Origin of the sequence: Microcella alkaliphila, assembly GCF_002355395.1 — a bacterium.
In the GTDB taxonomy this organism is placed as follows: domain Bacteria; phylum Actinomycetota; class Actinomycetes; order Actinomycetales; family Microbacteriaceae; genus Microcella; species Microcella alkaliphila_A.
The window spans coordinates 1,943,652-1,955,292 of sequence record NZ_AP017315.1 but is presented as its reverse complement, the minus strand read 5'-3'; the positions used below and the strand labels follow the sequence as shown (position 1 = coordinate 1,955,292).

At 69.5% G+C, this 11,641-nt stretch carries 15 protein-coding genes; 7 read left to right on the top strand and 8 right to left on the bottom strand.

The annotated features are described in order from the left end of the window. Positions 1-60 precede the first annotated feature (60 nt). Both CPY97_RS13480 and CPY97_RS09640 read right to left on the bottom strand, forming a co-directional pair. Positions 61-714, bottom strand: coding sequence for a hypothetical protein (locus CPY97_RS13480; RefSeq protein ID WP_161494111.1), 654 nt, complete (start codon positions 712-714; stop codon positions 61-63). Between the two features lie 80 nt (positions 715-794). Next, positions 795-1,286, bottom strand: a complete 492-nt coding sequence (locus tag CPY97_RS09640; RefSeq protein WP_161494110.1) for an alpha/beta hydrolase — start codon at positions 1,284-1,286, stop codon at positions 795-797. 52 nt (positions 1,287-1,338) lie between these two features. On the opposite strand from CPY97_RS09640, the gene CPY97_RS13475 reads away from it, so the two are divergent. Next, on the top strand, positions 1,339-1,512 hold the full coding sequence (locus CPY97_RS13475) for a hypothetical protein (protein WP_161494109.1): 174 nt from the start codon (positions 1,339-1,341) through the stop codon (positions 1,510-1,512). Here the strand turns inward: CPY97_RS13475 and CPY97_RS09635 are convergent. Both CPY97_RS09635 and CPY97_RS09630 read right to left on the bottom strand, forming a co-directional pair. Continuing rightward, entirely contained in the window at positions 1,509-2,009 is a 501-nt protein-coding gene (locus CPY97_RS09635; protein WP_096423568.1) for an FBP domain-containing protein, read from the bottom strand. The genes CPY97_RS13475 and CPY97_RS09635 overlap by 4 nt on opposite strands. Before the next feature lie 132 nt (positions 2,010-2,141). Then, positions 2,142-2,708: a YceI family protein gene (locus CPY97_RS09630; RefSeq protein WP_096422246.1), complete on the bottom strand. Its 567-nt coding sequence runs from the start codon at positions 2,706-2,708 to the stop codon at positions 2,142-2,144. A gap of 164 nt (positions 2,709-2,872) precedes the next feature. On the opposite strand from CPY97_RS09630, the gene CPY97_RS09625 reads away from it, so the two are divergent. Beyond that, positions 2,873-4,378 carry a DUF7059 domain-containing protein gene (locus CPY97_RS09625; RefSeq protein WP_331716201.1) on the top strand — a complete coding sequence of 502 codons (1,506 nt, stop codon included), beginning with the start codon at positions 2,873-2,875 and terminating at the stop codon, positions 4,376-4,378. Between the two features lie 16 nt (positions 4,379-4,394). Here the strand turns inward: CPY97_RS09625 and CPY97_RS09620 are convergent, their stop codons facing one another. From CPY97_RS09620 to CPY97_RS09610, 3 genes are all read right to left on the bottom strand, one after another. Further along, positions 4,395-5,729 carry an ABC transporter ATP-binding protein gene (locus tag CPY97_RS09620; protein ID WP_096422242.1) on the bottom strand — a complete coding sequence of 445 codons (1,335 nt, stop codon included), beginning with the start codon at positions 5,727-5,729 and terminating at the stop codon, positions 4,395-4,397. Then, positions 5,726-6,082 carry a GntR family transcriptional regulator gene (locus CPY97_RS09615; RefSeq protein WP_096422240.1) on the bottom strand — a complete coding sequence of 119 codons (357 nt, stop codon included), beginning with the start codon at positions 6,080-6,082 and terminating at the stop codon, positions 5,726-5,728. The genes CPY97_RS09620 and CPY97_RS09615 overlap by 4 nt, the downstream gene beginning before the upstream one ends. A gap of 71 nt (positions 6,083-6,153) precedes the next feature. After that, positions 6,154-6,957 (bottom strand): hypothetical protein, encoded by an 804-nt coding sequence (locus CPY97_RS09610; protein ID WP_096422238.1) that lies wholly within the window; start codon positions 6,955-6,957, stop codon positions 6,154-6,156. 70 nt (positions 6,958-7,027) lie between these two features. Between CPY97_RS09610 and CPY97_RS09605 the strand changes: the two genes are divergently transcribed. Beyond that, a complete protein-coding gene (locus CPY97_RS09605) occupies positions 7,028-7,861 on the top strand; it encodes a DUF3097 family protein (RefSeq protein ID WP_096422236.1) in 834 nt (277 codons plus the stop codon). 113 nt (positions 7,862-7,974) lie between these two features. On the opposite strand, the gene CPY97_RS09600 is transcribed toward CPY97_RS09605, so the two are convergent. Then, positions 7,975-8,178: a cold-shock protein gene (locus CPY97_RS09600; RefSeq protein ID WP_047567327.1), complete on the bottom strand. Its 204-nt coding sequence runs from the start codon at positions 8,176-8,178 to the stop codon at positions 7,975-7,977. Between the two features lie 287 nt (positions 8,179-8,465). Between CPY97_RS09600 and CPY97_RS09595 the strand changes: the two genes are divergently transcribed. The 4 genes from CPY97_RS09595 to CPY97_RS09580 all read left to right on the top strand — a co-directional run bounded on the left by CPY97_RS09595 (position 8,466) and on the right by CPY97_RS09580 (position 11,547). Next, entirely contained in the window at positions 8,466-8,978 is a 513-nt protein-coding gene (locus CPY97_RS09595; RefSeq protein WP_096422233.1) for a hypothetical protein, read from the top strand. Further along, positions 8,978-9,475, top strand: coding sequence for a DUF427 domain-containing protein (locus CPY97_RS09590; protein ID WP_096422231.1), 498 nt, complete (start codon positions 8,978-8,980; stop codon positions 9,473-9,475). Before CPY97_RS09595 ends, CPY97_RS09590 begins: the two co-directional genes overlap by 1 nt. 75 nt (positions 9,476-9,550) lie before the next feature. Then, positions 9,551-10,636 carry a VIT1/CCC1 transporter family protein gene (locus CPY97_RS09585; RefSeq protein WP_096422229.1) on the top strand — a complete coding sequence of 362 codons (1,086 nt, stop codon included), beginning with the start codon at positions 9,551-9,553 and terminating at the stop codon, positions 10,634-10,636. A 218-nt stretch (positions 10,637-10,854) separates the two neighbouring features. After that, complete coding sequence (locus tag CPY97_RS09580; protein WP_096422227.1) at positions 10,855-11,547, top strand: M23 family metallopeptidase; 693 nt, start codon at positions 10,855-10,857, stop codon at positions 11,545-11,547. Positions 11,548-11,641 lie beyond the last annotated feature (94 nt).

Genomic DNA, 11,641 nt, shown 5'->3' with positions numbered 1-11,641 from the left:
CGGCCAGGGTCTTTCGGTGTTTGCGACGCGAAAGGGGGGAAGACGAGGCGGTTTCGTCGACTACGGGGCAACCCCGAGCCCGAGCAGGCGCCGCGCTTCGGCGACGAAGAGCTCGCGCTCGATCAGCGGCAGCGCCTTCGTCGGCCCGGCGAGCAGCGCGATGGGCACGACCGCCGACTCGTCAGACGGGCCCACCTCGACGTTCAGCGTCGGAACGCGAATGAGGCTGTCGGTCATGGCGCCCAAACGCACGTTCGTGATGCGGGAGGCGGGGATGTGCAGCACGACGTCGGCCTCCTCGTTCGCGCGCCGGATGCTCACACCCGACTCGTCGACCTCGACGAGCGCCCACGAGAGGAAGAACACGCGCTGCGGCCGCAGGTTGTAGCGCAGCGCCAGTGCGCGCATCCCGATGCGCGTCGGGGTGAAGGATGCGGTGGCGGCGCGAATCGCCGACGGCGCGGCCGCCAGCCGGCTCGCCTCCGCAATACCCATGCGCACGCCGCCGGCGAGCAGCGCGCCGACGACGACGATCGCGCCGCCGCCGACCGTCGAGGCGATGATCAGGTACAGCTCGCGCATCTGCTCGGGATTGTCGGCGATGACGAGCGGGCGGCTCAGCGTCCAGCCGGCCGAACCAACGAGGCTGAGCATGCTGAACAAGCGCCAGAACGACCACGTCGGCGCGTTGACCGAAGGGTGCTCCATGCTCATGCTGTCACCGCCTTTGCCTCTCGCCCTGCGACGCCGATTGTAGGCCGTGGCGCTCGGTGCGTGCTGGGATTCTCGCGCGCCTACGGCAGCAGCAGTGCGGCCTCGGCGACCGCCGCGCGCACCTCGGCCCGGTCGACCTCGAGCGGCCCATCGCCGCTCTGTGCGCCGTAGTCGCCGAAGCTCGCGTGGTTCGCCCCCGGGATGCTCACCCGCGTCACCGACGCCGGCAACAGTTCGGTGGCCGCATCGATCTGCGCGGGCGTGCTCAGCCCGTCGTTCGCGCCCTCCACGCTCACCGCCGTGAGGGGTGCTGCGCTCAGGTCGTTCGCGCAGTAGCTGCCGAGCAGGAAGAGGCCGTCGATCCCGCCGTCGGCGGCGACCTCGGCCATGATCGGCACGTACGCGTAGGGGTCGACGCGTGCCCCCGGGTAGAACACGAGCCCCGCGTCGGCGGCGCCCTCCGGGGTGACCACGATGCCCGCGTCTGTGGTCGTAAAGTCGACCCGAGCATCCTCGATCACGGCGACGAGCGCACCCCAGCCGGCGGTGCGAATGCGCGAGAGTACGGTCATGCCCTCCAGTGTGCCCCGTTCCCAGCGAGAACCTGGCAGAATGGGGGGCACCATGAAGATCCTGCCCGCCATCGCCGCCATCGCGTTGTTCCTCGCCTCGTTCCCGATGTTCGCGTACTCGTTCGAGGTGCCGGAGGTGTACGCCCCGTTCCTCTTCTTCGCAGGGATCCTCGCGGTGACGTTCTCGCTCATGATCCCGATCACGATCCTCGGGCGCCGCGACTAGCGTTCTGCGGTCTCCAGAATGCGTGCGGTGAAGGCGCGCACCCGTTCGCTGAGCCCCGCACTGCGCCGCGCAACCAACTCGTCGCGCCGCAGCAGCATCTCGCTCTGCCCGGGGAAGATGCGAATCATGATGGGGCACGCGAGATCGGCGCAGATGTAGGTGCCGATCGAGTTGCCGTCGCGGCCGGCCGCGCCACCGCGAGCCGCGCTGAACATCAGCACCTGCGTCGCGGGCTGCGGGGTGTGGCAGAGCGAACACATCGCGCCAATGCCGGGTCGCAGACCGCCGGAGGCGGCGCGCACCATGACCCCCACCGGCTCGTCGTCGACCCAGGTGACGAGGTAGCCGCGCAGCGAGCCCTGCGGGTCGCGCCAGCCGAGAAATTCGCGCTCCTCCCACACGGTCTCGTGCAGGCCAGGAATCTCCATACGCTGCAGCTCGGCCGCGGGGGCATTGACGAAACTCGCGCGAATCTGGTCTTCGGTGAGGGGACGCATCATCTCCAGGCTACGTGAGTGTTCCGAGAGGATGCGCGCCGCTGGATGCGACGATCGCTATCGGCGCACGAAAGGGGGTGGCGGCCAGCCGGCCACCACCCCCTGTGTTCGCCGCGTGGGCGGCGCAGGTCGCTACGCCGCGTCCTGCTGCAGCTCGAACTGGGCTTCGATGATGAGGGTGACGTCCTCGCCGAGCAGCATGCCGCCGGTCTCGAGCGGGGCGTTCCAGGTCACGCCGAAGTCGGTGCGGTTGATCACGGTCGTTCCGCTGGCGGCCGCCTTGACGGCACCGGTCGGGTCGGTCGCGATGCCGCCAAATTCGCCACGCAGGGTGATCGGCTTGGTGACACCCTTCAGGGTGAGCTCGCCGTCGAGCAGCACCTCGCCGCCCTCCTGGCGTACGCCGGTCGAGCGGAACTCGATCGTCGGGTACTCGCTGGCCGAGAAGAAGTCGTTCGTGCGCAGGTGGGCGTCGCGCGTCTCGTTGCCGGTGTTGATGCTCGTCACGTCGATCGTGACGTGGGCACTCGACTCGGCGGGGTTCTCGGCGGCGATCACGGTGGCGTCGAAGCGTTCAAACTTTCCGCGCACCTTGCTGATGGCGAGGTGGCGAACCGAGAAGCCGATCTCGGCGTGGGCGTGGTCAACCTTCCACGTGCCGGTGCGGTACCCGGGGATCATGTCGGCGGTGATGGTCATGCGGAGTCTCCTTCGTCAGGTGGTCACGGTGTGAAGCGGGCTCTGGCGACGCGCATTTATATGCGTACGCATGAAGCACACGGAACGATAGCGCCTCAAGCTCCCGGCCTATTCCCGGAATACCCAGAATTCTCGAAACGGTCCGCATGCGTTTGACTTGCTCGGTGCACACCTCCGAGCTCCGGGCCGACCTCCTCGACGCCGACTTCACGGTCGACCGCCTGCAGGGTCTGTGGGGTCCCGTCGCTGACGCGGCGCTCGCCCGCGACAATCCGGTGCCGGCGCGGCGGGCACTCGCTGGCCGCGAGCATCCTGCCGCCGTGTTGGCGCGACTGTTCCTGCTGGGGGACGCGCTCGACAGCGCTCAGATCGACCGTGCCCTCCCGCGTACCGGTGCCGCCGGGCTGCGCGCTCGCGGACTACTCGGCCCTGACGGCCGCGCGCTCGTCGAGGTCCGACCGTACTCGGCCGTGGATGCCACCGGCGTCGTCAACTGGTGGGTCGTGTCGGATCACGGCGAGATGGTGCGCCGCGGGCCGCTCAGCGCCGATCATGTGCTCGGCGTCGGTGGTGCGTCGCTGACCCTCGCGGGTCTCGTGCCCACCTCACCCGCGCGGCGCGTACTCGACCTCGGCACCGGGAGCGGTGTGCAGGCCCTTCACGCACGCCGCAGCGCCGCGAGCGTCGTCGCGACCGACCTCAGCGACCGGGCTCTGCGCCTGGCCGCGCTGACCCTGGAACTCAGCGGCGTCGACAACGTCGAGTTGCGGCACGGTGACATGCTCACCCCCGTGGCCGGCGAACGATTCGACCGGATCGTCTCGAACCCGCCCTTCGTCATCACCCCGCGAGAGCGCGGCGTCGACGTGCTGGAGTATCGCGACGGCGGTCGCGTGGGCGACGGCATCGTCGAGGAGCTCGTTCGCGCACTGCCCGACCACCTCGAGCCGGGCGGAACCGCCCACCTTCTCGGCAACTGGGAGTACCCCGCCGGCACCGACGGGCTCGACCGCGTGCGTGCCTGGGTTGAGGCGGCGGGCCTCGACGCCTGGGTAATCGAACGCGATAGGCAAGACGCGGCCGAGTACGCAGAGACGTGGCTGCGCGATGGGGGAGTGCGCACCGCGAGCGAGACCTTCGAGGCGCTCGCCGAGGCGTGGCTCGACGACTTCGCCGCCCGGGGCGTGACCCACGTCGGCTTCGGATACCTGACGTTGCGCCGCCCAGCCAACACCTCGGCACCGAGGCTGCGTCGATTCGAGCGGGTCGCGACGGCGGCACCGTCCGGCACCTCCGGACTCGGCGACGCCATCGCTGCCGGCTTCGCGGCGCACGATCAGATCGCTGCGCTCGACGATGTCGCATTCGCTCGGATGCACGCGACCGTCGCCCCGGACGTCACGGAAGAGCGCCACTTCTGGCCGGGGGCCGAGCATCCGACCGTCATGCGCCTTGTGCAGGGCACGGGGCTCGGTCGCGTGGTCGACCTGGACACAGGCCTCGGTGCCGTGGTGGGTGCCTGCGACGGCGAACTGCCCATGGGCGTCATCGTCGCCGCGGTTGCTGACCTGCTCGATGTCGACGCCGGAGCTCTGGCCGCCGAGGTTCTGCCGCGCATGCGCGAACTCGCGGTGGTCGGCATGATCACGCTCGCCGACCACCGCGAGTGACGGTGCCCTGAGCCGCTCAGTCGCGGGGCGTTGCCCACCGCAGCACGAGGTACAGCGTGAGTGTCGCTAGCGCCGTGATCACGAGACTCCACAGCGCCGTGCCGAGCACTCCCGCGTCGACGAAGAACTGCAATCTGCGCCCCCAGCCGCCTGTCACGCGTTCTACGACGGCCATGGCGGCGATGAGCAACCCGTAACTGAGCGACATGATCCCGAAAAACGCGAGCGTGCCGAGCGCGAAGTCGCGGCGGGTCGCGCCCCAGCCCAGCGCGATCGAGAAGGACATGTTTACCGACTGCACGGCGATGACGAGCATGTAGATGTAGACGAACGCCACCCCGCCGCTGACCGTGATCGTGACATCGGCCTCGCCGCCGGAGTCGGCGGCGCTCTGCGTGGCTTGCTCGATGACGATGCCAATGCCGATGTTCAGGAGTAGGATGAACGCGAGCACGCCGAGCGGCCACGCGACGACGTTCGCGGTGGTCCAGCCGCCGGAGCGGCGAATGATCAGTTGCTGCAGCGACACCGGGCCGACCTCGAGGCCCTCGCCCGCGGCGGATGCACGCTCGGCCTCCGACAGGGCGGCGACCGTTGCGGTGGCGAGCCCGCCGAGCGTCTGGTGGTGCATCACCTCGCGCCCGGTGAGGAGGGTGTCGACCGCGCTCGCCGGGCCGCTGACCGTCACCGCGCTCGCGCGCAGCTCATCGACCGGTGCGTCGAGCACGATGCGTCCGTCGTCGATCACGATCGCGTGTTCCAGCAGGTTCGCGACCTCGTCGATCAGGTGCGTCGACAGGATGATCGTGCGCGGGTTGTCGCTGTAGTCGGCGAGCAGGTGGTCGTAGAAGTTCTGCCGGGCGATCGCGTCGAGCCCGAGGTACGGCTCGTCGAAGATGGTCACCGGTGCCCGCGAGGCGAGGCCGACGATGATGCCAACGCTCGACAGCTGACCGCGTGAGAGCTTCTTGATGCGCTGCTTGCGGGTGAGCCGGAATTCGTCGATCAGTCGCTCGGCGTATTCGGCGTCCCAGTTCGGGAAGAACCGCGGCGCGACCGACATGACGTGCCGCACGCGGAAGTCTTCGGGGTACTTCTGTGCCTCCTTCACGAAGCACAGCGTGCTCATGACCCGCGGGTTTTCGACGGGGTTCTCGCCGAGCACCCGCACCTCGCCCGCCGTCGCGAGTTCTTGGCCGGTGATGAGTTGCATGAGCGTGGTCTTTCCGGCGCCGTTGCGGCCGAGCAGGCCGACGATGCTACCGCCGGGGATGGCGAAGCTGACCTCGTTCACGGCGCGCAATGCTCCGTAGCGCTTCGTGAGGCCGCGTGCCTCGACGGTGAGCGTCATGAGGGGGTGTCCTTTCTGATCAGGTCGATGAGTTCTGCCGTCGTCAGCCCGAGCGTGCGGGCTTCGGTGAGCAGGGGAGAAATGTGCGTCACGGCGAAGCGGTCGCGCCGCGCGGCGAGCAGGCGCTCGCGCGCTCCCGCGCTGACGAACATGCCGACGCCGCGTCGCTTGTACACGACGCCGGCGTCGACGAGCCGCTGAATGCCCTTCAGCGCCGTCGCGGGGTTGATGCGGTGAAACGCCGCGAAGTCGTTGATCGACGGCAGTTGCCCCTCGTCGGGGTAGGTGCCGTCGATGATGCCGTCTTCGATGCGCTCGGCGAGCTGCAGGAAGATCGGTCGCCCATCATCCATGCACGCCTCCGTTCGGTTATGCGGTTAGTTACATGACTAACTAACCAGATAACCGGATGCGCGTCAAGTCTTTAGCGGCGCACCCGCCGCTTCCAGCGCGGCACCGTCAGCACGATCGCCGCGAGGCACAGCCCGACACCGAGCAGCCCGAATCCCGAGCGCCAGGCGTCGGCGTCGCCCAGCGCCACCCCGGGGCCGAGCGCGCCAGCGAGGCCGGGTGCGGCCGCCGGGGCGAACCACCCGACAACGAGCGCCGCGCCCGCCACCGCCGCGAGCGCCACGATGCGCCGTGGGGAGGCGAGGCGCCGTGCGACGGGGCCGTCGGCCCGACCGCTCAGCCACAGCGCCGCCGCCACGACGAGAACGGCGATGCTCCAGATGCCGAGGCCCACCGCAAACAGCACGCTGCCCCCGCCCCACACGCCGTATGTCTGCGTGAGGGTGAGCCCGTCGCCAGCGAGTGCGCGGGGGATCGCGACCGCGGCGATGAGCGCACCCGCGACGCCCAGTGCCACGAGTCCGAGTGCCGACCCGAGGGCTGCGGTGCGGCGCGCGAGTCGCCGATCATCGGGGTCGGCGTCGAGCGCGTCGGGTTCGTCCGGAAAGATCAGGCGTTGACGCACGTCCAGCGGCTCCGCCGGCGCGTTGGCCTGCCCGTCGACCGAGCGCAGAATGTCATCGACGGCGCGGCCGTCGCTCACCCGACGGATTCCCCGCACCACGGCGGCGACATTCACCGCACCGCCCAGAAAGACCGCGATGAGTGCCGCCCACAGCAGGGCGGGAAGGCCGAGAGCCCATCCGCCAATCGCCAGAAACGGCACCATCAGCAGCACGCTGAGACCCCAGCGGAACAGATCGGCGGTGAGACGCATGGGGCTCCTTCGCGGGCGAGGCTCGGCGTGTGCGGCAACCCTAGCGTCACCGCTCGCGTAGCGTCTCCGCGTGGATCGCTACGGAAACGATGTGCTCGCCGGTGACTGGCGGTCAGCGGGTCGCGCACCTGTCGCGCGGGTGCCGGCTGACCCCGGGCTTGTCGTCGAGCTGCCCGACTCGGGCTTCGTGGGCGCGGTTGTCGGCGTCGAGGTTGGCAACGTGCACCTGGAGGACCGGCTGGGTCGAATCCGGGCATTTCCGCTCGGGCCGGGCTTCCTGGTCGACGGTGCACCCGCGACCCTCATCGAGCCGACGGTCGCCGCGCCCGCGGGCCGCGCGCGCTCGCTCAGCGGGTCGTTCCACGTCGCCGACCAGCGCGCGCGCACGGCCCGGGCGAGTCGCCTGTGGGTCGAAGGTCGTCACGACGCCGAACTCGTCGAGAAGGTGTGGGGCCACGACCTGCGGGTCGAGGGCGTCGTTGTTGAGTACCTGGAGGGTGTGGATCACCTTGCCGACCGCCTCGCGATCTTCGCCCCAACGCCGGGGCGTCGGGTGGGCGTGCTCGTCGATCACCTCGTCGAAGGCTCGAAGGAGGCGCGCATCGCGTCGGCTGCACTGCGGACCGTTCCCCGGGGCAGCGTGCACATCGTCGGCCACCCCTTCGTGGACATCTGGCAGGCCGTGAAGCCTGCCCGCCTCGGCATCGAGCGGTGGCCGGAGGTTCCGCGACACCTCGAATGGAAGAGGGGGGTGCTCGCCGCGCTCGGCATGCCCCACGACGACCAGGCCGACATTGCCCACGCGTGGCAGCGCATCCTCTCGCGCGTGCGCAGCTTCCACGATCTCGAGCCCGCGCTGCTCGGCCCCGTCGAGGAACTCATCGACTTCGTCACGGAGGCCTGATGCCCCTTAACGGCGAAAACCGCCCGGCATCGTCGACGGGCGGTTTTCTGTCGGCGCTCGCCCGTGAGGGCTCACGCGTCAGGGTTGCTCTGGTGCGAGCGGGATGGTGCTGCTTACAGCGGGCGAATGTTCTCGGCCTGCAGACCCTTCGGGCCCTGCGCGACGTCGAATTCGACCTTCTGGTTTTCGTCGAGCGAGCGGTAGCCGCTCGACTGGATGGCCGAGAAGTGCGCGAACACGTCGGCGCTTCCGTCATCGGGGGTGATGAAGCCGAAACCCTTTTCGGCGTTGAACCACTTAACGGTGCCAGTCGTCATGACTAACTCCCTTTCCTTCTTGTTTCACGGAGTTTCGACTGTCGAAACCACCAGTCGAACCAACTCGTGAACCGGAATCCATAGGGGAGTGCAACGACCTGCGTACTGCAAGACGCCCTGAACTCACGAGGCGCATCAACTTTCTTCTCCTGAGACTAGTGCACAGCACCCACACCTCTTCGACTGTGACCCAGTTGTTACCCAGGGTGTCGCTCATCGTTTCCTCAGCGCATCGCAGGACTTCCTGCGTACCGTGTGGCTGACCCCAGCCGACGCGGAGGCACGACGTGAGTTTCTTCGACCGATTGTTCGGCGCATCCCGTGACGAGGGCGGACCGCATCCGGCGCCGCCCCGCAGTGACGATGCGCGCGCGGTAGAGCGCTACCGCTACCTGCTGCAGACGGCCCCACCGGAGGCGATCGAGCGGGTGCACCGCGAGGCGTTCGAGCGCCTGGCGCCCGAACAGCGCGCCCTGCTACTGGACGAGTTGCGCAAGGACGCCCCCGAAAGCGAGCAGCCGGCGGACGACACCCCAGACACGCTCGCGCGTGCGGCGACGCGCGCCGAAATGCGCGAGCCGGGCTCGATGGAACGCACGATGCAGGCGCCCGTTTTCGGGCAGGTGCTCGGCGCATCCCTGCTCGGAACCGTCGCCGGCTACGTCGTCGGCTCGGCGCTGGTGTCGGCCTTCCTGCCGCCGATTGATGCCGGGGGCGACGTGGCGAGCGATGGCGGAGCGTTCGACGCGTCCGGGGACGCGGGCGGCGACTTCGGCGGCTTCGGGGACTTCGGGTTTTGATGCGTAGGGGAACCCCCGACACGCCAGGGCCCGGCCAAGAGTCGGTGTGGGACTACCCCCGGCCCCCGCGCGTCGAACCCGTACACGGGCGCGTGACCGTGGAACTGAACGGTCGGATGCTCGTGGACACGACGCGCGCTCTCCGCGTCCTCGAAACCAGCCACCCGCCAACGGTCTACGTGCCGCGCTCCGACGTCGCGCCGGGCGCCCTACGTGACGCGGAGGGAACGTCGTTCTGCGAGTTCAAGGGCCGGGCCGGCTACCTGGACGTCGTCGCGGGCGATGTTGTCGCGGCCCGCGCCGCCTGGTACTACCCGAGCCCCAGCCGCGGGTTTGAGCAGCTCGTCGACCACGTTGCGATCTACCCCGGTCGGATGGACCGCTGCACGCTCGACGGCGACGTGGTCACGGCGCAGGAGGGCGACTTCTACGGCGGGTGGATCACCCCCCGCGTCGTCGGCCCGTTCAAGGGAGCCCCCGGCACCTGGGGCTGGTAGGCGCCGGAGGCGGGACCCGCGTCGTTTTCGGATCGCCGAACCGCGCGCACGCGCGCGTTTTGCCAGGATGACCCCATGACGAACGCGGTGGAGCTCACCCCGACGCGCGCCCAGCTGCGTCGCTGGCGGCGGTATCTCGCCGACGAGCGCGCCGAAGCGGCCGTCTACCGCGACCTGGCCGAGCGTCGTACCGGCGAGGAGCGTGAGATTCTGCTCGCGCTCGCCGACGCCGAACGCCGCCACGAGCAGCACTGGGTCGAGCTGCTGGGCGACCATGCGAAGACGGTGCCGGCCGTCTCGCTGCGCACGCGCATCCTCGGTTTTTTCGCCCGCCGATTCGGGTCGATCTTCTTCCTCGCGCTCGCCCAGCGAGCAGAGGGGCGGTCGCCCTACGAAGCCGACGCGCACGCCACCGACGCGATGGCGGCGGACGAGCGTGTGCACGCCGAGGTGGTGCGCGGGCTCGCCGCGCGGGGGCGTAACCGGCTGGCGGGCACATTCCGCGCCGCCGTGTTCGGCGCCAACGACGGCCTCGTCTCGAATCTGGCGCTGGTGCTCGGCATCGGGGCGACCGGCGTGGCACCCGCCGTCGTCTTGTTCACGGGGCTGGCCGGTCTGCTCGCCGGCGCCCTGTCGATGGCGGCGGGCGAGTACGTGTCGGTGCGCTCGCAGCGCGAACTGCTCGAGGCGTCGACCCCCGACCCCGACTCGCACGGCGCGTTGCCCGCGCTCGACCTCGACGCGAACGAGCTCGCCCTCGTCTACCGAGCCCGGGGCCTGGATGCTCGAGAGGCGGACGAGCGCGCCCGCTCGGTGCTCGCCAGCGACCGCCCCGAGGAGGCGTCGCGTGCCCACGCGCCCGCGATCGATGAGCACGAAGAGGTGGGCTCCGCCTGGCGTGCCGCGTTCTCGAGTTTCGCGTTCTTCGCCTCGGGTGCCGCGATCCCCGTCGTGCCCTACGCGATCGGGCTCACCGGGCTCACGGCCGTGCTCTGGGCGGCCGCACTGGTGGGCATCGCTCTCGTCATCACCGGCGCCATCGTGGGTGTTCTGTCGGGAGCGTCGCCCGTCAAGCGCGCGCTCCGACAGCTTGCGATCGGCTACGGCGCGGCGGCCGCCACGTACCTGCTGGGGCTCGCATTCGGCACCACCATCGCGTAGCGTTCGTTACCTATTTGTAACCTTTCCGCGTCTGTTTGCTACACTGGGGCTTCGTCGGCTCCGTCGCCGACGCGAGCGAGTGCCCAGATGACCCTCATCAGCGAGCGCCATGACCTCGTTTCCCGCCTCGCGTAGTGAGTGCGGTGACCTTCTCGCGACGACGCGATCAGCCGTGTTCGAGGCGCGCCGCGCCGCTCACCGGAAAGCTCATTTCTCCTATGCTCCAACCCCGCCCTGGTGCGTCGCCGCGCGCGCACTTCTCGCGCAAGCCCGCCACCGCGTTGCTCGCCTCCCTGCTCGCCGCCAGCTTCTGGGCGGGTCACCCCATGACCGCCGAGGCTGCCGAGGTCGCGGTGGAGATCGAGGCAGCGGAGGCGCCCGCGCCGGCGCCGCAAACGTACGAGGTCCCGGTCACCGCGATCGCCGCATCCACCGCGATGCTCGCCGCCGAGCGCGACAGCGTCGAGATCACGTGGCGCTCACCCATCCAGTGGCCGGTTGCCGAAGGAAGTCCCATCGGCAACGGCTTCGGCTATCGCGGCAACGTCTGTGCCGGATGCTCGACCTACCACCTGGGCGTGGATCTCTTCCCGGGGTACGGGGCACCAGCCGTCGCAATCGCCGACGGCGTCGTCACCGCGGTTAGTAGTAACGGCGGCTGGGGCACCTACGTGGCTATCGAGCACACCATCAACGGGCAGCGGGTGAACTCGCTGTACGCGCACCTGATTCCGGGCTCTGCGCCCGTTGTTCCCGGGCAGCTTGTTGAGGTCGGTCAGACGATCGGTCAGGTCGGCAACAGCGGTACGACGACCGCAACGCACCTCCACTTTGAGCTCACTGTCGGCGGTGGCCACGTCGACCCCGTCTGGTGGCTGCGAGCGAACATCCCCGCTGATCCGACTCTGTGACGAAGCGGGAAGGGTCTGCGTCGATCCGTAGACTGAGCCGGCCATGACAGCCGCCGACAGCGAAACCGACCGCGCTAGAGGACGACCACGCGAG

What these genes read in the sequence shown, in the direction of transcription:
- CPY97_RS13480 (WP_161494111.1), bottom strand. Translation starts at nt 714, where the DNA reads ATGAGCATGGAGCACCCTTCGGTCAACGCGCCGACGTGGTCGTTCTGG.
- CPY97_RS09640 (WP_161494110.1), bottom strand. Translation starts at nt 1,286, where the DNA reads ATGACCGTACTCTCGCGCATTCGCACCGCCGGCTGGGGTGCGCTCGTC.
- CPY97_RS13475 (WP_161494109.1), top strand. Translation starts at nt 1,339, where the DNA reads ATGAAGATCCTGCCCGCCATCGCCGCCATCGCGTTGTTCCTCGCCTCG.
- CPY97_RS09635 (WP_096423568.1), bottom strand. Translation starts at nt 2,009, where the DNA reads ATGCGTCCCCTCACCGAAGACCAGATTCGCGCGAGTTTCGTCAATGCC.
- CPY97_RS09630 (WP_096422246.1), bottom strand. Translation starts at nt 2,708, where the DNA reads ATGACCATCACCGCCGACATGATCCCCGGGTACCGCACCGGCACGTGG.
- CPY97_RS09620 (WP_096422242.1), bottom strand. Translation starts at nt 5,729, where the DNA reads ATGACGCTCACCGTCGAGGCACGCGGCCTCACGAAGCGCTACGGAGCA.
- CPY97_RS09615 (WP_096422240.1), bottom strand. Translation starts at nt 6,082, where the DNA reads ATGGATGATGGGCGACCGATCTTCCTGCAGCTCGCCGAGCGCATCGAA.
- CPY97_RS09610 (WP_096422238.1), bottom strand. Translation starts at nt 6,957, where the DNA reads ATGCGTCTCACCGCCGATCTGTTCCGCTGGGGTCTCAGCGTGCTGCTG.
- CPY97_RS09600 (WP_047567327.1), bottom strand. Translation starts at nt 8,178, where the DNA reads ATGACGACTGGCACCGTTAAGTGGTTCAACGCCGAAAAGGGTTTCGGC.
- CPY97_RS09590 (WP_096422231.1), top strand. Translation starts at nt 8,978, where the DNA reads ATGCGTAGGGGAACCCCCGACACGCCAGGGCCCGGCCAAGAGTCGGTG.
- CPY97_RS09585 (WP_096422229.1), top strand. Translation starts at nt 9,551, where the DNA reads ATGACGAACGCGGTGGAGCTCACCCCGACGCGCGCCCAGCTGCGTCGC.
- CPY97_RS09580 (WP_096422227.1), top strand. Translation starts at nt 10,855, where the DNA reads ATGCTCCAACCCCGCCCTGGTGCGTCGCCGCGCGCGCACTTCTCGCGC.